Source organism: Paenibacillus sp. 2003, assembly GCF_031455635.1.
Lineage (GTDB): Bacteria > Bacillota > Bacilli > Paenibacillales > Paenibacillaceae > Paenibacillus > Paenibacillus amylolyticus_B.
The window spans coordinates 214637-239851 of sequence record NZ_JAVDTB010000004.1 but is presented as its reverse complement, the minus strand read 5'-3'; the positions used below and the strand labels follow the sequence as shown (position 1 = coordinate 239851).

The following is a 25215-nucleotide window of genomic DNA, read 5'->3' as shown; positions in this document are numbered from 1 at the left end:
AAGGGCTTTTGCATTTCTTCCAAGAGGTTTTATCCATGGTAAATCTGCACAACAGACCATATTTAACCCTATCGGGCCTTCACCATTAGAAGTGAATGATACCGGATGTGTGCAGTAGAACCAGCAGAACCAGGATCGGAGCTACATAACGCAGCATGAACAGCCACACCCGGAACCATCCGGAACGCAGGCCGGAAGCTTCCGCAGCCGTTTTCCAGAAGTATCCGGCAAAAATCGTCACAAGCAGTCCACCGACAGGCAGCAGGATATTGGATGCTACAAAGTCCATCCAGTCGAACACACTCTTCGATCCAATCGTCCATTCAGGCAGCAAGCCGAGCGACAATACCGAAGGGAGCCCCACGATAAAGACCGCTAGTGAAATAACCCATACCGCACGACTGCGGCTCCAGGACAAACGTTCCATGAAATATTTCACCGGAACTTCCAGCAAGGATACTGCTGAAGTCAATGCCGCAATAGCTAACAGGATGAAGAACAGTCCACCAAACAAGAAGCCTAGTGGCATCGCCGAGAAAGCCGCCGGAAGTGCCACAAAGATCAGTGAAGGTCCTTGGTCCGGTGCAATACCAAACGAAAATGTTGTTGGGAAGATGATCAGACCTGCAATGAATGCATAGATCAGGTCACCTGCACCAACGGCGACGGTTGCCGCACCGAGGGATTGGTTTTTATCCACATACGAACCGTAGGTTACAAGAATACCCATCCCGAGTGACAGGGAGAAGAAGGCATGTCCAAGCGCTACCAGTGCGGATTCCGTTGTAAGCTGTGAGAAGTCCGGATTCAGGAAAAAGGAAACCCCAGCTCCTGCACCCGGCAATGTAACTGCACGAATCATCAGGATAATGAGCAGTACCAACATCGCTGGAATCAGTACCTTGTTGAACTTCTCGATTCCGTTAGATACCCCTTTGGCAACAATCCAGCCTGTAATCAGAACCGAAACCAGTTGCCACACGATCGGCATATACCCGCCTACAAAGGAGCCGAATTGTCCGGCATAATCCGGATTGTCAAACAACGTGCCGCTGAAAGACGTAATCGCATAATGCAATGTCCAGCCCGCAATAATGACATAAAAGGACAGGATGATAAATGGCGTTAATACTTGCAGCAACCCGGCCGCGAGCCATCCCTTATTACCACCTGCTTTAATAAAAGCAGTAGCTGCACTACCTCGGCCACTGCGACCAATCGCAAGTTCAGCCAGGAGTACTGGCAAACCGATGAGCAGCAAACAGACGATAAAGAGCAGGAAAAACGCAGCCCCTCCGTTCTCACCCGTAATGTACGGGAATTTCCACATGTTGCCCAGACCAACCGAACTACCAATGGCCGCCAGGATAAATCCAGCTTGGGAGAAACGTTCTCCTTTGCCAGCGTTGTCTTGATCTAGATTAGGCTTACTAAAATTCATCGTATCTACTCCATCACTTTAAAGTTTTCCCGTAATTATATACTACTCACCTTGTCAGGTCATTCGAAATTCGAAATTTGTCGAAATGTTATTTTTTTACATATAAAATACACGTAAATCTTCATCTCATAAGTTCCTTAAACACAGTATGTGATAAAGTGCGTTAGTCCAACCGTATGAAGTTTCAAAAAATCCATATTCCCAACCGTTCAAAGCCCAATCGAATCAAAAAGAGGTGTCCCCTCAGCCACTTGGATGACTGCGGAGCACCTCTCTTTTTGAATTACACTTTAATTTGAAGTAACTCGTACTTGATAACGCCCATCGGAGCATTGACATGAATGACGCTGCCCACTTCTTTGCCCATTATCTCTTTGCCCAGCGGGCTCTCGTACGAAATTTTATTATTCGCAACATCCGCCTCGGCAGGGCCAACCACTTTATATTCAATCTTCTCGGCGAACTCAATGTCATTAAGCAACACCGTCGATCCAATGCTCACTTTGTTGGAGTCTATATTGTCTGAAGAAATGACTCTTGCTTTTGTCAGCATCTTCTCCAAGATCAAAATTCGGGTCTCCATAAAGGCCTGATCATCTTTGGCTGAATGATACTCACTATTTTCCTTCAGGTCACCGTAACTGATCGCGAGTTTCAGACGAGCTGCCAATTCCTTACGCTTCACCGTCTTCAAATCCTTCAGTTCGTCCTCCAGCTTTTCCAAGCCTTCCTGTGTCAAAATCACTTCATCATTAGCCATTTTTCCATCTCCTAATCCTGCTATCTATCTATATTCTAACCTATATCCACTCCAAAGGGTTAGCATACCCCGGAAAAAGAAATAGCTCATCCATATATTGTATTTCAATGACATCAGAACCATGTCCATCTCTTGAGATGATTTTAAAGTTATCCTATGAATTGTACCGTTACAATCGACTCAATTGATCATGTTGTTTTCACCCGTTGACTTTTACAATGAACTCAGGGCAGCAGAAGTTTTATAACCATCGCTTGCAGTCCACTATATGACGTGAGGTGATCTGAATGATTGAACTATTGAATACAGCTGAAATACAGGCCTATCTGAAACGGATCGGCATAGATGATATAAAGGAACCTACACTGGAATTCTTATTTGAACTCCAGCGAGCACATGTGCAATATTTATCCTGGCAAACGGTCGATATTTTTGCAGGTCGTCCTGCGGGAATCAGTCTTCAAGAATCGATTCAACTTATATTACAAGGCCGCAGCGGCTACTGCTTTCATCTAAATGGTGCATTTAGTGTTCTTCTCCGCTCGCTGGGTTATACGGTTGATTGGCATCGCGGTGGAGTACAGCCTCATGGGGAACAACCCCGTGTGAACTCATTCCATCTCGGTCTGTCTGTGCTTCTGCCGGATGCTGACCCGACAGTTGAACGCTGGATTGTAGATGTAGGTCTCGGCGGAATGCCCTTTGAACCTCTGCCACTTCGTTATGGAACCTATGGTTCAGCTCCATTCACCTACCAATTGATGCAATCATCTGTTGCTGCTGGGGGATGGCGGCTTGAGTACGAGCCGAATGGACCAAGTGAAGGAGTCGACTATGCTCCCGAGGTAGTCCACGATCTGGGGGAGTTCATTCCCAAACATGAATTCTACAGTCGGGCGGCCGAATCACCTTGGCATAACGCATTTTTGCTTCGTCAGCGAGATGAGATCCGCAGTCATGAACTACGTGGATGTATGCTTCGAACACATGATATCGAAGGAATCCGGAAAACGGAGATCCAGAGTTACACCGAATGGCGTAACGTATTAACTGAAATATTCCATGAACCATTGGTGAACTACAGCGAACTGGAATGCCAGGACATGTGGGAACGAGTGCAGGCTGCGCATACGGAATGGAAACGAGTACAGGAAGCATGAAGAGGAGGATGCAGAACCTGAGGCCTTAACATGAAAACCGAGACAACCGGCTTTCTTGTTAGGGGCATCCGTATAGTGATGATTTGGGAGGAAGAGTTGAGGGTCCGTTCCATATAAAGGAAAGTTACTGATCCACGCCGAATATGTCCTCAGGTGATTAATGATGATAACTATTCGTGTGCTCCAAGTTCCAGAAGTATTGCCCGAGGCGTACTGGAACCAATTGCTGTCGCAAGTTTCTGCCGAGCGTCGTGCCCAGGCTTCGCGTTTTGTGCGTCAGGCTGACGCGTATCGCTCCGTGCTGGGTGAGATATTGACTCGTGTGACTTTGAGCAAGTTAACTGGACTGAGACCTGCTGAGCTTTCTTTTACCCGTAATTCCTACGGCAAACCTTCACTCAGCCACCATTCGGATGTACAATTCAACGTCTCCCATTCTGGTGATTGGATTGCTCTAATCTCTGGCAGTACAGATGAACTGGGCGTGGATGTGGAAAAAATAGCTCCAATTGACATGCAGATTGCTGAGCGTTTCTTCTCTCTTAAGGAGAGCCAGTTCTTGGCCGCCGAGCCTGACGATCGGCGGCTGGAGACCTTCTACCGTCTATGGACGCTGAAGGAAAGTTATATCAAAGCATTGGGTATGGGCTTGTCCATACCTCTGGACTCCTTCGCCATCCTTCCCAATGAGCGGGAAGATTGGCATTGCGAGCAGGCCGGGGGCTATCGCTTTCACAGTCAGCGACTGGATGATGGACATATGCTTGCGGCATGTTCGGCTGGGGGAGAGCTGCCGATCCAGCCCGAGATCATCACCTTAGAGGATCTGCATACAGAGTTGGGATAGAGTGGTGCTGGGCCTCAACGAGTTGGAATCAGTTGAGTTTTGTAAGAAGCCGCCATTAAGAAAATTCTGCTAATGTTAATCAAAAAAGCTAACGACGTGAATATCACGCGTTAGCTTTTTAGCTTTAAATTCACACTCCGTTTACGTCTATCTGACGTATTGAATAGTACTAATCCCGGCTCCGCAATTTGCCAAGCAAACGGATGATCTCAATGTACAGCCATACCAGCGTCACCATCAATCCAAATGCACCGTACCACTCCATGTACTTGGGCGCACCACGTTCAGCACCACCCTCGATGAAGTCGAAATCAAGGACCAGATTGAGGGCAGCCACAATGACGATAACGACCGAAATACCAATGCCGATCAAGCTGTTATCATGCAGATAAGGAATCGAAATGCCGAAGAAACCAAGTACAAAGCTCAGCAGATACATGATCATGATACCGCCGGTTGCAGCCACGACCCCAAGCTTGAAGTTCTCCGTAGCTTTGATCAATCTGGTTTTGTATGCCATCAGCAGGGCGATGAATACAGCCATGGTCAACAGGGCCGCCTGCAAGGTAATTCCGTTATACAGTGACTCATAGGTTGCTGAGAGTGCGCCCAGGAATAGCCCTTCTGCCACAGCATAGACCGGTACCAGATAAGGTGCCGCTACGGGTTTGAACGAAATCACAAGTGCCAGAATGAAACCAACGATTAATCCGCCATAAGCAAGCGGCATTACTTGTTGTCCGTTAAAGAACATCATCCAGGTTGCAAATGCACTGCCCAGTAGAATCACAAGCGTAATAAACGCTTTGTTCACCGTGCCGTTGATCGTCATGTAATTCTGATACCGATCTTCTCCATATCCTCTGTTTTCAAACGTGCTGTCTTTAAGTGTAGGGTTACCGCTACGACCGATCAACACAATCACCTCTTCATATGTATTTGGTATATCTGTGATACTAAGTTTGGGTTTACTACGTTTCAAATTCTACAAGCTACTCCCTCAAAAAGATCGGGATGGCACCAGAAGGAATCGGATGCAATCCTTCGATTACATCCTTACCCACTGGCGAAACAATTAGGACATATGTCCCAGACATTGCATGTTCATATGCTTATTAAGCGTCTTATTTGTACAAGACTTTATCTACATTGTATTTCGCACGCATCGTGTTGATGATATACGTCTCGTAAATTTCACGATCTACCGGATCTTCAACCAGGCATACTTCAATCTTCGTTACTTCCTCGCGGTGATTCTTAATTGGTGATACCGTGTCTTCAAAATGCTTTTTGATACGTGGTCTTAATTTACGCGCTTTCCCGACAAATAACAACTCTCCAGCGGCATTGTAAAACATGAAAATCCCGCCTAGTTCCCGGGTAATCAGGTGAAAATCAGTAAATCCATAAATGTGGCTAAGCTGTGGATCAACCTGCTTTGTAATGGTTACATCCGGTGTTGGCACGGTAATATTAATCAATAGGCTCACTTCCTCATTATCTATAGGTTTACATCCTATCACATATTATAAACGGACACCATTTCATTCTATATGAAGTACAATTCACGCAATTTTCGCTATTACGACAAATATTTCAAAAAAAAGGTTAACTTCCCTGATTCAAAGTGGTACTATAGGGGTATGAGGAAGAAATTGGGCACTGAGACATACGTCTTTATATCTACCTCCGTCTATTGTACCCTATGATTGAAACTCTTTTTCATGCTGAATTCTGTTACGTGATCACGACAAGAGTACAGTTAGCAAGAACCCTAGCTTATAGATTGTGGATTCATCATCTAATCGACCCTTGCAGCAAGCAAACCTAGAAAGACCTAGATTCATGATTCACTGTAGATTTTAAGTATCACCTAGAAAGCCTGCAATTATAGTCGTACTGAAGTTAATAGACACACGTAGAAGGTCAGATAGCTATCGATCCTAGAGAGACTAGTCATGCAATACAACTGTAGAAATTATAGCAGCAGTACTATAGAAAATGGATCAAGTTTCACCACCAGGCCCCGGCATACTGCCAGGGCTTTTTTGCGTTTGTGCGAACAAGCAACCACACTCTCAGGGAAACAGAGGTATCGTGGTTCTTTCTGCTGGGTTTATAATATGGCAAGATACCAATAGAGGGAGTGATGGGATGTATTCCGATCTGCAACTGACGGAGGACCGCCCTGTATATATACAAGTCAAAGATTATATGAAGCGATTGATGCTCAAAGGCGGCCTGCAAGCCAAACAAAAGCTGCCCTCGACCCGTGAACTCAGTACACTCATGAAGGTTAGTCGCAGCACGGTCCTGCTCGCTTATGCCGAGCTTGAAGATGAAGGTCTGATCTATGCAGTCAAAGGCAAGGGCAATTACGTCAGTGCCTCCATCGAAACACCTGAGGCAGCAGCAAGCTGGAGACTGGACTGGACGACAGAGGTAAGCGAGTATGCAATTCAGGCAGAGCAGTACGATCTGATGAAGCATGGCTCCGGAGCAGAGCGCGGTGAGATATCTTTTACCAGCATAGCACCGGATGAAAAGCTGTTTGATCTGCACAACGTGAAACGGGCTTTTCTGGATCGCATGTCACTTGAAGGCGAAGTACTGCTGAATTACGGATATGCGCAGGGATACAGACCGCTGATGAACTATTTACTACGATATATGGAGAACAAAGGTGTTGACCTCCGTGGCAAGGACATCCTAATCACCAACGGATTCACGGAAGGTTTCGATCTGGTGCTTGGAGCGTTGCGCAAAAAAAGCGGAAAAGCGCTCTGCGAGAATCCAACGCACCACACGGCGATCAAAAATCTGAAGCTGCACCAGTTCCACCTGACCGGTGTGAATATGGAGCCAGATGGCCTGGACTTGAAACAACTGGAACATGAACTTGAGGCAAGTCCATATGATCTGGCATATCTCGTGCCATCCTATCACAATCCAACCGGGATTGTGACGTCCCCTGCGAAACGGGTAGAGATCATCCGGTTGATGAACAAGTATCAGGTTCCCATCATTGAGGATGGATTCAACGAAGAATTGCGCTATTCCGGTTCCCACGTATCTCCCCTGATCGCCAGCATGGGCAAAGGCAATGGACTGGTGTATCTGGGCAGCTTCTCCAAAGTCCTGTTCCCAGGTCTGCGGGTAGGTTGGATTATTGCGGATGCGGCGCTGATTGATTATCTGGAGAGTATGAAACGGGCACGCAGCATCCATACCTCCACGCTGGACCAATCGTTATTGTATCAATATCTGAGCAACGGTAATTTCGAGAAATATTTGAAGCGTGCTCGCACAGAGTATAAGCGAAAATATGAATTGGTTGTGCGTTGCCTGAAGCAGCATCTGCCAATGTGCCGGATTTCCGGTGCGGGTGGTCTGCATCTGTTCGTGCAGTTCCCGTCCCAATACAGAACCCGTGATCTGCTGGCGGCCTGTAAAGTAAAAGGTGTGACGTTCACACCAGGGGATACCTTCTATCTGGAACCCGGTCAGGGTGTAAACACGATGCGTCTGGGTTTCTCCAGAGTCAGCGATGAGAATATACGTAAAGGCATTCGCATCATTGGCGAGACAGCAGCTCAAATGAGATAAGGAGGATTTCACATGAAAGTTGGCGTGATTATGGGCGGTACATCTTCAGAGCGGGATATTTCCCTGCTCACCGGACAGGAGATGATCAACCATCTGGATAAGAGTAGATATGAGGTTGTGCCCATTGAGCTGAACACCAAGCGGGATCTAATCGACAAGTCAGTGGGGATCGATGTGGCACTGCTTGCCCTGCATGGCAAATACGGCGAAGACGGTACGGTTCAAGGCACATTGGAATCCCTGGGTATTCCCTACACAGGCTGTGGCGTGCTTGCAAGCAGTGTATGCATGGATAAAGACATGTCCAAACAACTCATGCAGCATGCAGGTGTGCTTACCGGGGAATGGCTGCAGGTGAACCATATGGAGGAACTGTCCTCTATTGCTGTTCAACAATTAACGTACCCCGTGGTGGTCAAACCCAATTCAGGTGGTTCCAGCATTGGTACCCAAGTGGTGAAGGAAGCTTCCGCCCTACCGACTGCTGTAGAGGCTGCCCTCGCCTGGGATGATACAGTCATGATTGAACAGTATATCGCAGGTGAAGAGATTACCTGTGCCATTCTGGATGGTAAGATGCTGCCGGTGATCTCCATTCGTTCGAACGCGGAGTTTTTTGACTATGCTTCCAAATATGATGACCACGGGGCCGATGAGCAGGTCGTGCAATTGCCTGTGGACCTTCACCATCGCGTTGAAGCCGCGGCCTTGGCCTGTTATCAGGTGCTCAAATGCAGCGTCTACGCTCGCGTAGATATGATGATTCGGGAAGGCATGCCGTATGTGCTTGAAGTGAACACGCTGCCGGGTCTTACCCGTAACAGTCTGCTGCCCAAAAGTGCAGCTGCTGCAGGCATTTCTTTTGCAGAGCTGCTGGATACCATTATTGAACTTTCATTGAATGAAAGACCCAAGGAGGATACAACATTATGAGCCTGGATGTGACGATTAGACATAGCTCCCCTACCGATCTGCAAGATATGGTCATTCTGATGGACCAACTTGGTTATCCCACCACTTACGCCGAGATGGAAGAGCGCTATACCCATATCTCTGCGGACGCAAACTTTACTACACTGGTTGCTGAAGCACGCGGACGTGTGGTTGGACTGATCGGATTACAGACGTCTTATCTATATGAAAAAAACGGAAGACACTGCCGTATCTTGGCATTGGTTGTACACGACCAGTTCAGAGGCTCAGGCATCGGCCGTCAGCTTATTCTTGAAGCTGAGCAATGGGCAGCCACGCATAACGTGGATTCCCTGTCTCTGAACAGTGGCAATCGCCCGGAACGTGAAGCTGCACATGAATTCTATCGCCAGATGGGCTTTACAGCCGGGAGTACCGGGTTTAGCAAAAAGCCGCAGATTCTACAGCACACTTAACCTGCGGATGATATGTTATCTGGATTACATGAAAAAGAACGCTCCACTCCGCACATTGGCGGAATAGGGCGTTCTTCGTTATATCTATGTCGCATCGATATATGCTTTGATTATGGGATCAATATTTGGCTGACTGCGCACCATCGATTGGAATAATAGCTCCATTGATAAATGGTGCTTCACCTGACAGCAGGAAGGCGACGAGACGCCCTACTTCCTTCGGTTCACCCAAGCGCTTCGCCGGGTTGTCCTTCACGAACTCTTTGGATGCTGACTCCCAGTCATTCGGATTGATCTGTTTGAACGAACCGATGACCATATCTGTCAGAATGGCTCCAGGTGCAATTGCATTAACACTGATCCCGTGCTCGGCGTATTCAATCGCTGCATCTTTGGTCATGCCGGCTACGGCATGTTTGCTCGCTCCGTAGGCAACCAGGTTTGGCACGGCGCGAATCCCACCAACAGAGGACGCATTCACGATGTAGCCTTCGCCCTGTTTCTTCATTACAGGTAGAACGTGCTTCAATCCGAAAAATACACCCTTCAGATTGATATCGATGACTTTATTGAACATCTCCGTCTCGTAGTTCTCGATCAGGTTTTGCTTGCCTTCAATGCCTGCATTGTTGAAAAATGCATCGATACGTCCGAACTCATTGACCGTATCGCTAACATACTTCTTCACAGCTTCTTCATCCGATACGTCACCTTCAATTAGCAGAAATTCGGCATGCTGTACCTCTTCCGAGATCACACGCTTGGTCTCTTCCAGCGCCTTCATATTCACATCTACCAGGGCAAGCTTAGCCCCTTCACGTGCAACTTCCACAGCAGCTGATCGTCCAAGACCGGAGCCACCGCCTGTAATCAGGACCACTTTACCCGCAAATCGTTCAGTCATAATCTATAGACCTCCCTTTGCTGTTTTGACATCCTCCATACGTAAATACCCATTTCTTTATTTGCTCTAATCTAACGGGGAACAGCTACAGCCATCATCTCAACCAGATTAGTATGCTTCCGTATTTGCCCTGCCATTCCTCTGACCTGGGACGACATGAAAAAGAGGAGCACCTCTAATAGAGGTACTCCCCATGCATTTCATTATTTTTAAGTCATAAGAAATTAAGGACGGTCAATGTAAATCCAGCCTGTTTCTTGTTCCTTATCTACAGTAGCTCCAAGGGATTCAGCCACAAAGCGCAGCGGCACATACGTCTTGCCGTCCTTGCCTACATAGGCGGATTCCACCATGGTTACTTCTTTACCAGCAACGGTTGCCTTCTTGGAACCTACGGTCAGGACAATCTCATCACCAGTGATGTCGTCAATGACAACGATTTGGTTTGAACCTTTGGTCCATTTCACTTCAGCATCCAATTCTTCAGACACGTAGCGAAGCGGAACAAATGTTGTGTTCTTAACGGTGATCGCCCCGGCGTATTCATCATCCGGGAAGAGCACTACACTTTTACTCGTGATCCCAGCTTCATCTTTCAGCAATTGGTATGCAAGTGAATTGGAATCAAAATTGCGCAGCATCTGTCCAGGCGTAATATCATCCTTCATCAGATCCAGAACGCCGCCCGATACATCCACTTCATCAACTGCAACTGTGCCACCGATATTCCATTGTTCACTGTCTCCACTTACGGTTACAGAGTTCACCGGCAGATCCTCAGAAGCAGGCAGCGCTACTTTCAGTTCAAAGTTTTGCTTACGAATATCCAGCTTGCTGTCGAGATAAAAATCCATCTTCAGTTTGGTATCTGTGCCAAAGACCGTTTTGAATTCAGGGGTCTCATTCAACAGGTTGTTCAGCTCCTGATCATAATTGACCAGCATACTGTCCAGTCCTACTTTGATGATGGCATACAGAGACGCAACGGCTTCATCTTTCGATTCAGGAACGATCGAATTCAGCGTTTCATCTCCCCCGCCTTCAACCTCATTCACAGCTTCAAGTACAGGGTAGAACACATCATACAGATCGCCAATCAGGTCTTTCAGTCCCTGCTCATCTTTCGAAATACTCGTCAGGAACGGTTTAACCATAGCAAGCATCTCTTCACCACTAACCTCCAGATGCAGCTTGGAGAGGCTAAGTGCTTCGCCATTCACGGTTTCCTGTACCGGTGTTACGGAGATGTTCTTCGGATTGGACAGATGCTTCAGGACAAAAGAGAACAGTTTCGGGGAAAGTTCCTCGAGTTGTTTCTCCAGAGCCTTCGTATCTACCATCGGAAGAGCCTGTGCATCCTGGAACGTATCCAGAGATATGTACAGAGGTTTCTGGGCTCCGTCCAGATCAATGACCAATTGGGACTCATTCATAGACATGTGGAAAGGTAACTTCGTTCCCTCCATGCTCAGTGTACCTTTGATCGATGCTGTCTTCGCATCTTTCATTTTGGCTTGATCAATATCCAGGGATATGGAATTAATGAGTTCGATCATTTCAAGGTCTTTTTCTGTAGCAAATTCCTTAGCCGGTTCTATGTTTATATTCATGGATTGTCTGGATTCACCGGACTTGATACTCGCGCCATTGGCCATTGCTTTGCCAACGTCTACTCCACCCACAGCCTGACATCCTGTAAGAACAACCATTAAAAGCACTAGTGGCACTGCCATCCATTGGACTAACTTCCGATTCGTAATATGAACTCCTCCTTAGAAAAATATGGTTCATTTCCATTATGAAGGTATAGGTAATTCTTGTAAACGGATACGCAAAAAAATAAACCAAAAGGCCGGAACATGTCCGACCTCTGGTCTATCTATATTTCAGCATATCGTATGTTTCAATAAAACATCCTGCTTCATTATGCAATGCTGGGAGTTATTCTTGCTCCTGATCTTCTGCGAGTTTCTCATCCGTTTCTTCATCTTCCGCAGTTGCGGGAGTCTCGAATTGATCCGGCTCGTCCTCTTGAATCGCTTTGTTCTCTTCGTTCTGATCCTGAGTCATATCGCATTCCCTCTCTTCTACCGGATTGTCATGTCATCAAGGCCTGAGCCTTGTGTCTATCAATAACCCGAATAGGCACAGTTCAAACCTGCCTCAGTGTCGGCCATAGAATTCCCATCATAATTTTAGTGCTCACTTAGAAAACATAAAAGATGATCCCGTTCCCACTTGCAGCCGTGGCCTGAAACAAGGCCTGGATATCATCCACGGTCTGAACGATCTCCTGATATGTCTCTTCCGCATCCCAATCTTCCATAACTGGATAGACACCTTCAGCGATCATTTGGTCCAGACTATACCGCTCCTTTAATTCTTCCGGTGTGAGCTGCTCCAATGCCATGTAGGCTTTCATCACCTGCTCGTTACTAAGCAAAAATAGATCCATGTCCGAATAGTTTCCCACGTATTGCTCACCTGCGAGAGGCACCACATATCCCAGGGGAGGCTCCCCTTCTAACAAGTTACCGTTCAGCGTGAATTGGATCATCTGCCACGTTTTATCAATATCCAGATCCACTGCACAATCATGCACACTGATCTCACCTGACTTGATGGATTCAACTAGCTCCTTCGTTACCACAAGATATCTGCCGGACATTCCCATACCGCTACCCCTCCTGTGTAATTCCTTCTATTGTTCCCCATTAACCGTGCTTGTTGGTTCAGAATCGGGGTAATCCCTATCAAGGAGGGCGTATACATGAAAAAATTTGATTACAGCCTCAATTATGACGAGTTGGATCTGCGCAAACATCCTGAGCTGTACACCGTAGGCCGGGGTGAGCAGGGTGTTCTCATGGTTGAGCCATACAAGGGCGAGATTCTGCCACACTGGCGATTCAAAACACCCGAGATTGCGACAGAGTCATCGGAGAAGATCTATGAGCTATTTTTGGAGTATAAGAAAAAGGGAGATTTCGTGGGTATGGATATGGCTCGTAAATTTCTCCAGATGGGCTATACACGGGCCAGACGGTATACAAATCACAAAGGAGGACGCAAATACTCGAAGGAGGATGGCTCAATCTTGCCCTATCAGAATGATAAGGTGAAGGCCGAAGCCGCGGCAATATTCAAAGCGCAATGGGAGATTGCCAAGACGGATCCAGACTATGTGAAGATGAAGAAGGAGCATCGGGAAAAGTACGAGTCTGATGAGGCGTAGGATCAACGGTGAAAAGATTGACTTATGGAAACATTTGTCTCAGAATCGATTTTGTTACTGTACATTTTCAACCATTATATTGGAGAAGAGAGGCGCATCCGATTATGACAGATTCGTTCATCCATTTAAACACAGGCCAGAATATCAGTATCAACGAATCCACCCAACTTCAGGTAACCATTCAATGTACATCATCTCCTTCTCCCTTGGATGTTAGCTGCTTTATGGTGAACGAAGAGGGAAAGGTCCCATCTGACGACTATTTTGTATTTTATAATCAGAAGGCCGATCCCCATCAAAGTGTGCTTCTGCAACAGGCGGAGGAACTGAAATCCTCTTTTGTACTGGATACGAATCAATTACGGCAGGCCCCTGTGGAAAAATGTGTGTTTACGGCTACTCTGGATGCGGGAGGCACTTTCGCCGATGTTCAAGCATGTCAGGCGATTGTACAAGCCGGTTCCCAGCAGATCACCTATGAGATCACGCAGGTCACTGCGGAAACAGCTCTTATTCTCATTGAAATCTATAAGTATCGTGACGGGTTCAAAGTTCGTGCGATTGGACGAGGTTTCTTTGGTGGATTGCAGCCGCTGGCAGAGTCATTCGGTGTTGAAATTGAGAGTAACGACACCTCGGAAGCCGAACAGGTTCTTCTCACCGCACAAGCTGAAGTAGCAGCGGCCTCTTCAGAAGTCTTGGTACCTGTTGCTGCACCAAACACGAATCATGTGCCGCTGAACCTGACCAAGATCGATCTCCTCAAGCGTAAAGTAACCCTGTCTCTGCAAAAGAAAAAGATCGAACCTATACAGGCACGTGTTGCCGTTGTATTTGATGCATCAGGCTCCATGTACCATCTGTATCGCAAAGGCATTGTGCAAGAAGCCTTCGAGCGTATTCTGGCGATTGCATCAGCGTTTGATGATAACGGAGAGTTGGACGTCTGGTTCTTCGCCAAAGACTTCTTGCGTGCACCTAGCGTCACCGCCAGGGATTTCGAGAATTATATTGAACGCACATATACGCTGGGAAGCAAAGGCGGTACCAATAACGAACCTCCTGTGATGCAGGATGTCATTCGCAAATATACGATCGAGGAACCCGATGTGAAGATTCCAACGTATATTATCTTTTTTAGCGATGGCGGGGTCAGTCAAAAAGGGAAAATCATGCGGCTTATTACCGAAAGCTCAACCAAAAATCTGTTCTGGCAATTCGTTGGCCTAGGACAAGCCAATTACGGTATCCTTGAGAAACTCGATGATATGACTGGACGTTTCATCGATAATGCTGACTTTTTTGCTCTCGACGACATCTCCAAGATCAGCGATGAAGAATTGTACGATCGTCTGCTCACTGAATTTCCAAGCTGGATAAAGGAAGCTCGGGCTAAAGGCATTTTGGCCTAAAGCTTTTACCCTATACCACTAATCAGGCTTGTATTTTTTCTGCTTTACCATCCTTGGAACGTGGACGGAGCATACTTCCTACAATTCGCAACATCAACTTGCGTGGCACGAGGCGGGTGAACTGCGCTGTCCAGTAATTACCAGCCCCCGGCACAGCATAAGGTTTGCCTGACTCGAGTGCTCTCATGGCCACCGCCACGACATGCTCAGGTGTATCACGTTTACCCACCGAGGCTTCATCAGCGCCCACCACATCAAAGAACGAAGTCTCGGTTGAGCCTGGGCATAGTGCCAAAAACTGAACGCCACGCTTCCTGTTTTCTTCGTATAATGCCTCTGTAAAAGAAAGTACAAATGCCTTCGTTGCTCCATACACAGCCATATACGGATCAGGTTGAAAGGCAGCCGTCGAAGAGACATTAATGACAGCACCATTACGCTTCTGTAACATGCCTGGCAAGAAAAGATGTGTCATGTTTGTCAAGGCGAGTACGTTCAACATAATTTCCTCCTGCTGCCGGGAACCATCTACCTGTTCAAATAATCCATGAGTAGCAAATCCCGCATTGTTGATCAGCATATCGATGTGTATTCCCCGATTCTGACATTCCTCATATACCCTCTGAGGTGCATCGACTTGAGACAAATCCGATACGATTACCTCAGCCCTTACTTGATATGCACGTTCTATACGTTCTGCCAATTGATTCAGTTTGGATTCTGTTCTGGCCACCAGCACAATATTTTTACCCTTGGAAGCCATTTCGAGTGCAAAAACTTTCCCAATACCTGAAGAAGCACCTGTAATAAGTACCCATTGACGCTGTTCCTTTATCATCTCTCATCCATCCTCTATGCATAATTTGAACACTTGTTTTCACTTGGAAACACTGTTTCTGAATAGAATCATCGTAACCAAAATTCATGATGCTGTCAAATACATTTGTTAAATTTGAATCTAGAACGGGTTCTTACTTATTAAATTCGGATTAAATTGACGTCATCCGGCGTAAAACAGTAGAATGACCATAAAAGGAAACGTAGTTTCTGTTCAACAACAATACGGTTACGAGGATGAAATCAATGAAGGATCTTAATTCGGGTTCCACAGAATCTGCACATACGGTAACAACCTTTCAGGAAGCCAGACTCCAGCACTCGGATAATCTGCGGCAAAATATTGTGCATGCTGCTGCCGCTTTACTGCAAGAGCATGGACCAGAAGCCGTCACGGTACGCCGTGTAGCTGAACGCATGGAGTGCTCCACCAAAATCATATATAACCTTTTTGGCAAAAAAGAAGGGTTAGCCAAACATCTATATCTAGAGGGATGCTCCCTCATGGCCCAGCGTTTTGAAACTATACCCCGGCAGGCATCGTTCGAACAATATTTCCGTGATCTGGCCTACGTCTACTGGGACTTCGGCATTTCTCAATCCAGCTTCTATCAGCTGATGTTTGGAGGATCTTTTTCCGAGTTCAAACCAGATGGAGAGACTTTGCAGGGAACAGCGACTGCACTGAAGCAAGTGTCTGCTTTGGTGGAGATAGCGATTGAACAGGGAATGCTTCAGGTGCAAGATCCCCTGCTTGCGGTACGAATGATCTGGGCCCCCTTACACGGTGTTATTCATCTGTACCTGGGAGGCCATATTGAGAGCGAAGAAGATGCCAAAACCCTCTATGATCATACGTTGTCCATGGTTATACACTCCCTTGTGAGTACATCTGCGAATGGATAAGCATTACATCTGTGCTGTTTTAGATACTTTTAGAAGATAAACAAAAAAAGGAGCAGACCCATTGGCGTAATACACCTAGGTCATGCTCCTTTATTTGGTTGACTCTATCTAATTCCGTAACGGTTTCAGTCGATTAACGTGCCTCTTCGTTCTCAGCTTCCCAACGTGCAATTTCTTTGCGCACAATTGGAGCGACTTCTTTACCAAGTAGCTCGATTGCTCTCATAACCTCGTTGTGCGGCATTGTGCCGAGGGGGGTGTGCAACATGAAGCGTGTAATCCCGACTTCTTTGCGCAGGTAAATAATTTTCTGAGCTACCGTCTCCACATCACCCACGTACAAAGCACCCTCAAGGCTACGCGCCGCATCAAATGTTGCACGGCTGTAGTGTCCCCATCCACGTTCACGGCCCAGTATGTTCATGACCGCTTGCGCTGGCGGGAAGAATTTCTCCACAGCTTCATCTGTTGTATCGGCAATGAAGCCGTGAGAGTGAGAAGCAACGGTCAGCTTGGAAGCATCATGTCCTGCATGTGCAGCTGCTTTCTTGTACAGTTCCACCAGTGGTGCGAATTGCACCGGACGACCACCGATAATGGCAAGCACCAGTGGCAAACCGAGCAGTCCTGCACGAACTACCGATTCCTGATTACCGCCACTGCCAATCCATACCGGAAGTTTCTCCTGTACCGGGCGCGGGTAGATGCCCAGATCGTTAAAGGAAGGGCGGTGTTTGCCTTCCCAGGTTACTTTTTCCGAATCACGCAGCTTGAGCAGTAAATCCAGTTTCTCGTCAAATAACTCATCGTAGTCGTTCAGATCATAGCCGAACAGTGGGAACGATTCGATAAATGATCCCCGCCCTGCCATAATCTCTGCACGCCCGTTCGAAATACCGTCCAGTGTAGCAAAATCTTGATATACCCGTACCGGATCATGCGATGACAGCACCGTTACTGCACTCGTCAAGCGAATATTCTTGGTCTGTGAAGCTGCTGCCGCCAGAATGACAGCTGGTGATGAAGCGGCGTAGTCAGCACGATGATGTTCTCCCACGCCATATACATCAAGACCGACCTGATCTGCCAAAACAATCTCTTCAACAACATCGCGAATGCGCTGCGCATGACTGATAAGTTCTCCTGTTTTTACATCCGGGTTTGTCTCCACAAATGTACTAATTCCGATTTCCATTGTCTGTTCCTCCCTGGTATGAAGCGATCCGTTGTTCATCTAACCTATTGTAAGTAGATCACCTTTTGTTATATCTTAATATTGAACTATTTTGATGAAAAACACAAGTACCCCTTGTTTCCAGGGGTACTTATATGATTATTTCTTCCTCCCGATGTACAGCAAATGAGACGAGATTCCCAATATGGATGGGTCTTTGGCGGCTTCAATCATAAATTGCATGAGTTCATCATACTCGCCACGCTCTTTCCAGTATTGCTGCTGCTCGTCCGTGAGCATCGCTCTAAGGCTGGATGAACCAATCAAATCAACGGTTTCAAATCCATGTTGCTCCATGAAGGGCGTAACGTCCTGAATATTAAAATAGTATGCTCCCGTAAATCGTCCTTGATCCTGATGATCGAATATACCCTTTTCCACAAAAGAACGGATTGCTGCCATGTTATCATTCGGTTTCCAGTGCTGCGGGGATTGCAGCGAATTGATACTCATACGCATTCGGCTCTGCATGGCTACAAACACCACGCCCCCTCGCTTGGTCACACGGTACAACTCCCGTACAGCAGCCGTGCGCTCTTCGTCTGTCTGCAGATGATATAACGGGCCCAGCATGAGGGACGCATCATAAGTCTCGTCAGCAATACCGGAGAGCGAAGTCGCATCGAGAACATGGAATCCATTGAATTGCTGTGTCAAACCAAACTCTTGAGCCTTTTGCCGTGCAGTATCTACGGAGGACGGTGTCAGATCAGATAAAGTGACTTGGTACCCCAGTTTCGCCAGCTCCATGGCATACTTCCCCGGCCCAGCCCCATTATCCAGAATATGACCGTTGGCAGGCAGATACTCTCTGATGTAATGCATGTTAATGATGAATTCAATCGGTTCCCGTTCCAGTCTCCCCCACTCATCAAACCCGGAATAATATTTAATAATACGATCTCTCTTCATCGCTCTGACACCTGCCTTTTCTTATATGTAGACCACCTAACCATGTTCAAAATTAAATTCCAACCAGTATATATCTACTAAATATTTCCTGTCAAACAAAAAAACGTTCAATTCCCATTGAATGCGGAACTGAACGTTTCTCAATCTTATCTTATATCTTTTTCACAAACTCAGACTTCAACTTCATTGCACCCAAGCTGTCGATCTTGCAATCAATATCATGATCCCCATCAATCAGGCGGATATTCTTCACCTTCGTGCCTTGTTTGACCACGAGCGAGCTACCCTTAACCTTCAGATCTTTAATGACGGTAACGGTATCCCCATCACTTAGCACATTTCCGTTGGCATCACGGATTACTTTGGCATCCTCTGCACTCTCATTTTCCCCTTCTGGAGACCATTCATGCGCGCACTCCGGGCAAACCAACAGGTTACCATCCTCGTACGTGTACTCAGAATTACATTTCGGGCAGTTAGGCAAATTAGACATATGTATTAAACTCTCCATTCTACGATTGGCTTTCCCGCAAGTATACGGGATTTCGGCGGCATGTTCCATACGCTTGCTCACTGCATGAATGGATTTAAACCAAATTTAAGGTTCAGGCATCCCTCACTTTAAGGGTAACTACTTATGATGTAACTATTAGATACGCACTACAAATGCATGAATTCTGGTGAAATTCACAATATTTTTTGATATCAAAGGAGTGCCTACTCATGTCCTCATATGTTTTCCCTGTGCAAACGGCTTTTTTTATCTTTGTTGTTGCGGCCATGTTTTTGCTGGTGCCGTGGTTAATCTATGGGTATCGTAAAGACGGCTTCTTCAGCTGGTCACGGTTTGGCATCAGCTTTTCGTTTATCTTTTATATTCTGGCCGCCTATTGCCTCGTCATTCTCCCTTTTCCGACTACGCGAGATACCTGTGCGCAGCAAGCCGCTGACACGATCTACTACAATCTGGTTCCATTCACTTTTGTCAAAGACATCATGAAGGAAACACCTGTTGTATGGTCTCAGCCTTCCAGCTATCTCAGCATGATTCAGGGCAGAGCCTTTCTGCAAGTTCTATTTAACGTCCTGCTTCTCATGCCGCTGGGTGTATATATCCGTTATTTTTTTCAAAAGAGATCATTCTGGAAGTACGCCCTGCTTGGTGGATTAGGGCTTTCCCTATTCTTCGAAATCACTCAAATCACCGGATTCTACGGGTATTACAATTGTCCTTACCGCCTGTTCGATGTAGATGATCTGTTATTGAATACTTCGGGAGCAGTCATTGGATTCTTCACAGCGCCCATCCTGCTTGCTTTATTCCCATCACGTGCAAGCATTCAGGCGAAGAGTGAACAGATCGTGGAGCAAAACCGAGTGTATGCTATGCCTCAATTGCTCGCGTTAATTATTGATGGAATCATTGTTGTCTTCCTTTCGAATCTAATCTCCATCTTTACAGCGTCTGATGTGATCAGTGATGCGCTAAGTACATCCATTGCTATGGTCATTGTGCTGTTCTTCATACCTTGGGTGCGAAATGGGGTAACTCCAGGCTCGGCCATCTTGCGATTCCGCTATGTGAATCGTCAGACCGGCACACCTACCAGTGAATCGTTATTCAAAAGATTTGCCGCACTTTACACGCCTTGGTTCGTGATTACAATCATCCGCTGGGTCAATGATTATGCCTTCACCAGTAATGAGGATGTTATGCTCCGGCCTTATCAAATATTGCTTTCCCTAGGAACAGTCGGTGTCTATATGTTGGTCTACGCCGTGCTCTTTGTTCATGTCTTGATCGTGCTCTTCTCCCGTGGAAAACGTTCCTTCTACTTCGATGAGGTGTCCCGCACACGTGCCTCTCGTAAATAATATTGGAGGATAACAAGGTATAATGTACCTCTAATTAGTGCTTACGTTCTGCTTACTATTCTGCCAGATTACAAAAAGAGGACGTTCATTCTGAGAATGATCGTCCTCTTTTGATCGGGCTCATAGCAGTTTTTCAGAGTATTCATACACAATAACCCACCTGGATTATAACCCTAACAGCTCTCGCTTGGCTGCATCCGGATCATGTACGATCTCAATCTCATGGTTGAAAATTAGTGTCGCACGATCCTGCTCATATTCAGGCCAGTTCACACCTGCAACTTCAGGTTTGCCGTTCTTGGCAAAGGAAATCCAGGCATCCTGTACCTTGAGAGCAAGTGCCGAAGCAGCTTCGTCGGGCTCCGCATTCATGAATTTGAGGACATGCAGTGTATTAAACACAAAGAACATTTCGATGCTGTGAATCGCTCTTTTTAACAAGGGGTGTTCCGGCATCACCCAATCAAATCGATACATCCACACCGGGGCATATTTCTGTTGTGCAGCAGCATATTGCAGCGCTGACCGCCAGAAGAACATATCGGTCATGACTTGGGCTTGTCCATCCGCCGTTTTTGGATAACTATCCGCGATGGCTACCCGGTTCTCCAGATCTGGCGTCATAAAGTCTACGCCCTGAACCATATCGATCTCTTTTGAATAAGGCACATGTGGCTGGATGAATAATGCACCCTCGTGTAATGTCGTACCAATCAGCACCGGAATATCCTGCGCTGAGCCTTCGCTCACCGCCTGAAGTGGCACCTGTGGTAATGTATGCCCATCCAATACAGGTTGGAACAATAATGCCATCCCTGCCCCGCTCTGCTGTTTGACCTTTTCACCAGCTGCAATAATCTGCTCTACAGGAATTGTATTTAACTTCTGCAGGTTGTCCCGGTCCACCCCAAGAATCTTTAACATCCCTTCCCGCAACGCTGAAGCTTGCTCTGCCGGCATGAACTGGGATGCACCGCTCTCCATAATGGCACGTTGGAAAAGTCCTTTGGCCGCTGGCATCGCCATCAGTGCTGCAATACTCATGCTGCCTGCTGATTCGCCGAACACCGTAACATGATCCGGGTTACCACCAAAAGCAGAGATATTATCCTTCATCCACTGTAATGCCGCAACCTGATCCAGCAGACCTGCATTGGATACATATGAATCACCTAATGGAGCCATATGAAGGAATCCCAAAGCTCCTAATCGGTAGTTGATCGTCACAACGATGACGTCCCCCCGAGCCGCTAACTGTGTACCATCATACATCGGCTGGCTACCTGAACCTGATACAAAGGAACCGCCGTGAATCCATACCATGACCGGCAGTGGTGTTGCTCCTTTTTCCTTAGGTGCCCAGATGTTCAGATATAAACTATCTTCTGACTCATTCGGAATTTCTGTCTGGCCTTCTGGTTGATGATTTCGAGGTTGTATATTCTCAGGTCCAAATTGAGTGGCCTGTCTGATTCCATCCCATGACTCGGGCTGTACCGGAGCCTTGAAACGCAGCTCACCTACCGGGGGTTTCGCATAGGGAATGCCTTTCCATACGCTTGCATCGTGCAAAAGTTCGCCTTGAACGGTACCATATGTCGTTTGAACCTGAAGTTCTCTCATGCCACTTCTACTTCCTCTCCGTAAATAGGTTAATTTAACGAGTATGTGCATATCATGTGTACTTATTTGAGTATAGTTTGTAGTCATACCCATTTACAACTTTACCCAGCTCTAGCCTCCCCTGCTACGTTTCACGTGGAACTTTTATGTAATTATTATGGAGTATAACTTGTCCCTAGCCAGCGAATCTTTGCACCTAAAAAATTACTAATTAGTAGGTAATTTGACTTAAAGAAAATTTTACCATACAGTTGTAGTTTATTAACTAATGATTAAGGATGAGTAATATGAATTTAATTAAAAATCCCCAACCGGTAATTCCAAAGAATTGGAGCTCAAAATCTTCTTTCTCTCGAAAACAATGGCTAGATTGGCAAGCAGACTATAAAGCCAATATAGCTACAGAACTTAAAATGCAAATCTCTCATAGTGAATTGAAAGAGAGACTATACCTAAACAGAAAAATAGTAGACCTTTTTAAATTTAAAGTAGGTATGTTAGAGGGACAACTTTTTTATTCACATCTCTTTTTTCTAGCGGATTCAGAAGGAGTTATACTGGATATTATCGGAGAAGAATCTCTCCATAATGGACTTAGACCATTAGTGGTTAAGTTAGGAAGTTCAATGGCAATGGAATCAGGAGGGGTTAATGCAATATCTATTGCTTTAGAAACTGGAGAAAATATATTCCTTAAAGGTGACGAACATCAACTAGTTCCCTTCAAAGAATGGCTATGTCTCTGCTGCCCAATTAAAGTTCAAGGGAAAACTATAGCCTTTCTGAACTTCTCTCGTTCAATGCCATTTGTTTACGATAGTATATTTGCTCTAGTTTACTCCATTGTCTTTTATATTGAATTCGAATTAGAAAAGGATTTGAATGATCAGAATCGAATACAAGCATTATTTAGTACATACAGTTTTACCACTAGAGAATGTGAGGTTGCTACTCTTTGGTTACAGAATAAAGGGGCATTGTATATAAGTGAGAAACTGGGGATCACTGAGGGAACAGTTAGGAATTTTGTGAAGAAAATATATACGAAATGTAGTGTTAATGATCGTGGAGGCTTTATACAAAAGTTTTACCAAGCTTAAGTAGTTATTGGAAAAGGCATTTTTTTAAACAGAAAATTTCGGAATATATTTTGATTGAATGAAAATCATAATTCAAAAACCTGCTTCTGGATATCAGTTAAGCAGGTTTCTTTTTTTATCCCTTCTTTGGGGAAACAGCAACTCCCTATTACGGGAGAACACTTAACAATTCTCTTGTTTTAATAAGGAGTACTTGTTCCTTGCTAAACAATAAACTTGGTTCACAAGGATTCTGACTTAAGATCTACTGATTATTTTCTAGATTTTCTGAGCTTTAGAAACTCTACAATAATAAATGAAATTATAACCAAAAATGAAATCAATGAGAAAACCGCCAACTTTTTTTCTTTTAAAGAAACATATACAAGATTAATAAGTGGAATTAACAATAAAAAAACTCCATAATAACTTCTTTTTTTCATTTTTTCTCCTTAATACTTTGTTCTTGTGAACTCACAATAGTACAACTAATGCATTCCAAATCATATGAAGCATTATACCTGGAATCAATGATTTAGTTTTTAGAAATATATAATTGAATACGAACCCATAGATGGTAGTCAACACAAATAAGTCACTGTGCAAGAAACCAAAAATTAAAGAAGAAATAATTATTGACCAGGCGAAACCATACTTATTATATATGGTTGTGAAAAGTAAACCTCTAAATAGTAACTCCTCATAGAAAGGGATGACTACTATTATTGCCACAGTCATAATTATATTTTGGAAATTTAAAGCTTGACTTAGCTGATCCAAATTTAAATTTTCTCTTTGACTCTCATCCGATCCAATGCCAAATCCCAAGAGTAAGAGAGAGGATATCGAGAACAACACTAGCCCAGTAAAAACATAGATTACCGTTTGTTTTATATCTACTTTCAAATTCAACATTCCAGATGTAAAACATCTGAATCTTTTACTTAATGAAAGGAAAGTTGCATATGCTATCACTTGAAAAATAATAAATACAAATGAATCATCTACATTTGTATTACCCAAAGCTTTCAGTATTGTTAATATAATAATGGAAATAACTGCCGGTACTGATAATATCAATCCTATTTTAATAGCGACTTCTTTCAAATTATAATCTTTGCCTGAATACATTACTCTAGTCCACCTTTTATAGTAATAGCCTGATTACATACATTATATGTAATCAGGCTACTTTATTACTAATTATCTCTTATTCCATCCATCCGCAATGCCGCTTGTTAAACCTTTTGAGAAATCCCATATTGGTTCTATAACTGCTACACCTCTTAATAAGGTGTTTTTACTTGCTTTCTCTGCCGTATCAAGTAAATCCGAAAGCCAACCGCCACCATCTGTTTGTAACATTTCCTCAGCACTAAGTTCCATAAATTGTGTATTCATTGATCTTTAACTCCTATCTATTCTTGGATTATCTTCTACCGCCAGTTGCGTAATTGATATAGTTCCACGGATTAACGAATTCTTTAACTGCTGAACCTATACCTTTAACTCCTTCTACGGCACCTTGAGCAACGTAGCCAATACCATATCCTACCGACTTTCCTAAATCCTCCATAATCCCTCCGCCATTAATATCTTCCAAATCAGACAAAGACATTTGAGTAAAATTATTATTCATCTGTAAAAACCTCCTATTTTATTGATTGTTAAATTAATACTAAAATTACACTTTTTCAATGATAACTCTAAAAAAATCGTTAATTCGCTTTGTTAGCGATATTTCATTATACATTGAACTAAATCTAGTATTAATTCACATTTAAATTATATAATCAGTAAATTTATATTCTATATCTACTATTGGATATATACTCTCCCCATAATTTAGAATATTGTATAAATTCACTTTAATATTCTGAATAAAAGACAAAATTAATTTTCAAAATAATATAAATAGATAATGTAGTTCATTCCGTTAAATATGTATAATATAGACTTTTTGCAAACTTCTTAGAACTATAGAAATTCTAATCTA

The 25215-nt window shown here is 44.8% G+C and carries 26 protein-coding genes; 10 read left to right on the top strand and 16 right to left on the bottom strand.

What is annotated here, in order from left to right; all coding sequences use genetic code 11:
* Positions 1 to 85 precede the first annotated feature (85 nt).
* Both J2X75_RS18915 and greA read right to left on the bottom strand, forming a co-directional pair.
* On the bottom strand, positions 86 to 1441 hold the full coding sequence (locus J2X75_RS18915; protein ID WP_310338997.1) for a sodium-dependent transporter: 1356 nt from the start codon (positions 1439 to 1441) through the stop codon (positions 86 to 88).
* 283 nt (positions 1442 to 1724) lie between these two features.
* The gene (gene greA / locus J2X75_RS18910) at positions 1725 to 2201 is read right to left on the bottom strand and encodes a transcription elongation factor GreA (RefSeq protein WP_047840913.1); all 477 of its coding nucleotides are present in this window, start codon (positions 2199 to 2201) and stop codon (positions 1725 to 1727) included.
* Between the two features lie 290 nt (positions 2202 to 2491).
* On the opposite strand from greA, the gene J2X75_RS18905 reads away from it, so the two are divergent.
* Together J2X75_RS18905 and J2X75_RS18900 are read left to right on the top strand one after the other, a co-directional pair.
* A complete protein-coding gene (locus J2X75_RS18905; RefSeq protein ID WP_397383995.1) occupies positions 2492 to 3361 on the top strand; it encodes an arylamine N-acetyltransferase family protein in 870 nt (289 codons plus the stop codon).
* Positions 3362 to 3521: 160 nt separating this feature from the next.
* A complete protein-coding gene (locus J2X75_RS18900) occupies positions 3522 to 4208 on the top strand; it encodes a 4'-phosphopantetheinyl transferase family protein (protein WP_310338991.1) in 687 nt (228 codons plus the stop codon).
* A gap of 169 nt (positions 4209 to 4377) precedes the next feature.
* Here the strand turns inward: J2X75_RS18900 and J2X75_RS18895 are convergent, their stop codons facing one another.
* Positions 4378 to 5124 (bottom strand): Bax inhibitor-1/YccA family protein, encoded by a 747-nt coding sequence (locus tag J2X75_RS18895; protein WP_310339472.1) that lies wholly within the window; start codon positions 5122 to 5124, stop codon positions 4378 to 4380.
* Positions 5125 to 5332: 208 nt separating this feature from the next.
* Positions 5333 to 5689, bottom strand: coding sequence for a nucleotide excision repair endonuclease (locus J2X75_RS18890; protein WP_076213814.1), 357 nt, complete (start codon positions 5687 to 5689; stop codon positions 5333 to 5335).
* Positions 5690 to 6362: 673 nt separating this feature from the next.
* Between J2X75_RS18890 and pdxR the strand changes: the two genes are divergently transcribed.
* The 3 genes from pdxR to J2X75_RS18875 are packed head-to-tail and all read left to right on the top strand — an operon-like array spanning position 6363 to position 9202.
* On the top strand, positions 6363 to 7814 hold the full coding sequence (gene pdxR, locus J2X75_RS18885) for a MocR-like pyridoxine biosynthesis transcription factor PdxR (protein WP_310338986.1): 1452 nt from the start codon (positions 6363 to 6365) through the stop codon (positions 7812 to 7814).
* 12 nt (positions 7815 to 7826) lie between these two features.
* Positions 7827 to 8747: a D-alanine--D-alanine ligase gene (locus J2X75_RS18880; RefSeq protein ID WP_310338983.1), complete on the top strand. Its 921-nt coding sequence runs from the start codon at positions 7827 to 7829 to the stop codon at positions 8745 to 8747.
* A complete protein-coding gene (locus tag J2X75_RS18875; RefSeq protein WP_017691587.1) occupies positions 8744 to 9202 on the top strand; it encodes a GNAT family N-acetyltransferase in 459 nt (152 codons plus the stop codon). Before J2X75_RS18880 ends, J2X75_RS18875 begins: the two co-directional genes overlap by 4 nt.
* A 118-nt stretch (positions 9203 to 9320) precedes the next feature.
* Here the strand turns inward: J2X75_RS18875 and J2X75_RS18870 are convergent, their stop codons facing one another.
* The 4 genes from J2X75_RS18870 to J2X75_RS18855 form a co-directional block, all read right to left on the bottom strand.
* Positions 9321 to 10106 carry a glucose 1-dehydrogenase gene (locus J2X75_RS18870; protein ID WP_076251972.1) on the bottom strand — a complete coding sequence of 262 codons (786 nt, stop codon included), beginning with the start codon at positions 10104 to 10106 and terminating at the stop codon, positions 9321 to 9323.
* A gap of 224 nt (positions 10107 to 10330) precedes the next feature.
* A complete protein-coding gene (locus J2X75_RS18865) occupies positions 10331 to 11839 on the bottom strand; it encodes a copper amine oxidase N-terminal domain-containing protein (protein ID WP_310338979.1) in 1509 nt (502 codons plus the stop codon).
* A gap of 208 nt (positions 11840 to 12047) precedes the next feature.
* The gene (locus J2X75_RS18860) at positions 12048 to 12176 is read right to left on the bottom strand and encodes a hypothetical protein (RefSeq protein ID WP_017691584.1); all 129 of its coding nucleotides are present in this window, start codon (positions 12174 to 12176) and stop codon (positions 12048 to 12050) included.
* Between the two features lie 136 nt (positions 12177 to 12312).
* Positions 12313 to 12780 (bottom strand): YfbM family protein, encoded by a 468-nt coding sequence (locus tag J2X75_RS18855; protein WP_310338975.1) that lies wholly within the window; start codon positions 12778 to 12780, stop codon positions 12313 to 12315.
* 96 nt (positions 12781 to 12876) lie between these two features.
* Here J2X75_RS18855 and J2X75_RS18850 point away from each other — a divergent pair, with 96 nt between their 5' ends.
* Positions 12877 to 13341, top strand: coding sequence for a DUF4385 domain-containing protein (locus J2X75_RS18850; RefSeq protein ID WP_047840920.1), 465 nt, complete (start codon positions 12877 to 12879; stop codon positions 13339 to 13341).
* 104 nt (positions 13342 to 13445) lie between these two features.
* Positions 13446 to 14753, top strand: coding sequence for a VWA domain-containing protein (locus J2X75_RS18845; protein ID WP_310338971.1), 1308 nt, complete (start codon positions 13446 to 13448; stop codon positions 14751 to 14753).
* A 22-nt stretch (positions 14754 to 14775) separates the two neighbouring features.
* On the opposite strand, the gene J2X75_RS18840 is transcribed toward J2X75_RS18845, so the two are convergent.
* The gene (locus J2X75_RS18840) at positions 14776 to 15591 is read right to left on the bottom strand and encodes an SDR family NAD(P)-dependent oxidoreductase (RefSeq protein ID WP_310338969.1); all 816 of its coding nucleotides are present in this window, start codon (positions 15589 to 15591) and stop codon (positions 14776 to 14778) included.
* Between the two features lie 245 nt (positions 15592 to 15836).
* Between J2X75_RS18840 and J2X75_RS18835 the strand changes: the two genes are divergently transcribed.
* Entirely contained in the window at positions 15837 to 16496 is a 660-nt protein-coding gene (locus J2X75_RS18835) for a TetR/AcrR family transcriptional regulator (protein ID WP_310338967.1), read from the top strand.
* 133 nt (positions 16497 to 16629) lie between these two features.
* On the opposite strand, the gene J2X75_RS18830 is transcribed toward J2X75_RS18835, so the two are convergent.
* The 3 genes from J2X75_RS18830 to J2X75_RS18820 form a co-directional block, all read right to left on the bottom strand.
* Entirely contained in the window at positions 16630 to 17691 is a 1062-nt protein-coding gene (locus J2X75_RS18830) for an LLM class flavin-dependent oxidoreductase (RefSeq protein WP_124116818.1), read from the bottom strand.
* 138 nt (positions 17692 to 17829) lie between these two features.
* A complete protein-coding gene (locus tag J2X75_RS18825) occupies positions 17830 to 18642 on the bottom strand; it encodes a class I SAM-dependent methyltransferase (protein ID WP_310338963.1) in 813 nt (270 codons plus the stop codon).
* Between the two features lie 151 nt (positions 18643 to 18793).
* Complete coding sequence (locus J2X75_RS18820; protein ID WP_307541193.1) at positions 18794 to 19135, bottom strand: zinc ribbon domain-containing protein YjdM; 342 nt, start codon at positions 19133 to 19135, stop codon at positions 18794 to 18796.
* Between the two features lie 230 nt (positions 19136 to 19365).
* Here J2X75_RS18820 and J2X75_RS18815 point away from each other — a divergent pair, with 230 nt between their 5' ends.
* The gene (locus J2X75_RS18815; protein ID WP_310338960.1) at positions 19366 to 20517 is read left to right on the top strand and encodes a VanZ family protein; all 1152 of its coding nucleotides are present in this window, start codon (positions 19366 to 19368) and stop codon (positions 20515 to 20517) included.
* Between the two features lie 165 nt (positions 20518 to 20682).
* Here J2X75_RS18815 and J2X75_RS18810 read toward each other — a convergent pair whose 3' ends face one another.
* The gene (locus tag J2X75_RS18810; RefSeq protein WP_310338958.1) at positions 20683 to 22140 is read right to left on the bottom strand and encodes a carboxylesterase/lipase family protein; all 1458 of its coding nucleotides are present in this window, start codon (positions 22138 to 22140) and stop codon (positions 20683 to 20685) included.
* Positions 22141 to 22427: 287 nt separating this feature from the next.
* Between J2X75_RS18810 and J2X75_RS18805 the strand changes: the two genes are divergently transcribed.
* On the top strand, positions 22428 to 23240 hold the full coding sequence (locus J2X75_RS18805) for a LuxR C-terminal-related transcriptional regulator (RefSeq protein ID WP_310338955.1): 813 nt from the start codon (positions 22428 to 22430) through the stop codon (positions 23238 to 23240).
* Between the two features lie 453 nt (positions 23241 to 23693).
* Here J2X75_RS18805 and J2X75_RS18800 read toward each other — a convergent pair whose 3' ends face one another.
* The 3 genes from J2X75_RS18800 to J2X75_RS18790 form a co-directional block, all read right to left on the bottom strand.
* Complete coding sequence (locus J2X75_RS18800; RefSeq protein ID WP_310338953.1) at positions 23694 to 24350, bottom strand: CPBP family intramembrane glutamic endopeptidase; 657 nt, start codon at positions 24348 to 24350, stop codon at positions 23694 to 23696.
* Between the two features lie 72 nt (positions 24351 to 24422).
* On the bottom strand, positions 24423 to 24620 hold the full coding sequence (locus tag J2X75_RS18795; protein WP_310338951.1) for a hypothetical protein: 198 nt from the start codon (positions 24618 to 24620) through the stop codon (positions 24423 to 24425).
* A gap of 28 nt (positions 24621 to 24648) precedes the next feature.
* A complete protein-coding gene (locus J2X75_RS18790; protein WP_310338949.1) occupies positions 24649 to 24858 on the bottom strand; it encodes a hypothetical protein in 210 nt (69 codons plus the stop codon).
* Positions 24859 to 25215: the final 357 nt, after the last annotated feature.

Bases quoted from the DNA above. Each gene is read 5' to 3' on its own strand.
- pdxR (WP_310338986.1), top strand. From the start codon at position 6,363: ATGTATTCCGATCTGCAACTGACGGAGGACCGCCCTGTATATATACAA.
- J2X75_RS18795 (WP_310338951.1), bottom strand. From the start codon at position 24,620: ATGAATACACAATTTATGGAACTTAGTGCTGAGGAAATGTTACAAACA.
- J2X75_RS18830 (WP_124116818.1), bottom strand. From the start codon at position 17,691: ATGGAAATCGGAATTAGTACATTTGTGGAGACAAACCCGGATGTAAAA.
- J2X75_RS18820 (WP_307541193.1), bottom strand. From the start codon at position 19,135: ATGTCTAATTTGCCTAACTGCCCGAAATGTAATTCTGAGTACACGTAC.
- J2X75_RS18870 (WP_076251972.1), bottom strand. From the start codon at position 10,106: ATGACTGAACGATTTGCGGGTAAAGTGGTCCTGATTACAGGCGGTGGC.
- J2X75_RS18835 (WP_310338967.1), top strand. From the start codon at position 15,837: ATGAAGGATCTTAATTCGGGTTCCACAGAATCTGCACATACGGTAACA.
- J2X75_RS18815 (WP_310338960.1), top strand. From the start codon at position 19,366: ATGTCCTCATATGTTTTCCCTGTGCAAACGGCTTTTTTTATCTTTGTT.
- J2X75_RS18855 (WP_310338975.1), bottom strand. From the start codon at position 12,780: ATGGGAATGTCCGGCAGATATCTTGTGGTAACGAAGGAGCTAGTTGAA.
- J2X75_RS18865 (WP_310338979.1), bottom strand. From the start codon at position 11,839: ATGGCAGTGCCACTAGTGCTTTTAATGGTTGTTCTTACAGGATGTCAG.
- J2X75_RS18850 (WP_047840920.1), top strand. From the start codon at position 12,877: ATGAAAAAATTTGATTACAGCCTCAATTATGACGAGTTGGATCTGCGC.
- J2X75_RS18810 (WP_310338958.1), bottom strand. From the start codon at position 22,140: ATGAGAGAACTTCAGGTTCAAACGACATATGGTACCGTTCAAGGCGAA.
- J2X75_RS18790 (WP_310338949.1), bottom strand. From the start codon at position 24,858: ATGAATAATAATTTTACTCAAATGTCTTTGTCTGATTTGGAAGATATT.
- J2X75_RS18915 (WP_310338997.1), bottom strand. From the start codon at position 1,441: ATGAATTTTAGTAAGCCTAATCTAGATCAAGACAACGCTGGCAAAGGA.
- greA (WP_047840913.1), bottom strand. From the start codon at position 2,201: ATGGCTAATGATGAAGTGATTTTGACACAGGAAGGCTTGGAAAAGCTG.
- J2X75_RS18875 (WP_017691587.1), top strand. From the start codon at position 8,744: ATGAGCCTGGATGTGACGATTAGACATAGCTCCCCTACCGATCTGCAA.
- J2X75_RS18805 (WP_310338955.1), top strand. From the start codon at position 22,428: ATGAATTTAATTAAAAATCCCCAACCGGTAATTCCAAAGAATTGGAGC.
- J2X75_RS18845 (WP_310338971.1), top strand. From the start codon at position 13,446: ATGACAGATTCGTTCATCCATTTAAACACAGGCCAGAATATCAGTATC.
- J2X75_RS18800 (WP_310338953.1), bottom strand. From the start codon at position 24,350: ATGTATTCAGGCAAAGATTATAATTTGAAAGAAGTCGCTATTAAAATA.
- J2X75_RS18840 (WP_310338969.1), bottom strand. From the start codon at position 15,591: ATGATAAAGGAACAGCGTCAATGGGTACTTATTACAGGTGCTTCTTCA.
- J2X75_RS18900 (WP_310338991.1), top strand. From the start codon at position 3,522: ATGATGATAACTATTCGTGTGCTCCAAGTTCCAGAAGTATTGCCCGAG.
- J2X75_RS18880 (WP_310338983.1), top strand. From the start codon at position 7,827: ATGAAAGTTGGCGTGATTATGGGCGGTACATCTTCAGAGCGGGATATT.
- J2X75_RS18860 (WP_017691584.1), bottom strand. From the start codon at position 12,176: ATGACTCAGGATCAGAACGAAGAGAACAAAGCGATTCAAGAGGACGAG.
- J2X75_RS18825 (WP_310338963.1), bottom strand. From the start codon at position 18,642: ATGAAGAGAGATCGTATTATTAAATATTATTCCGGGTTTGATGAGTGG.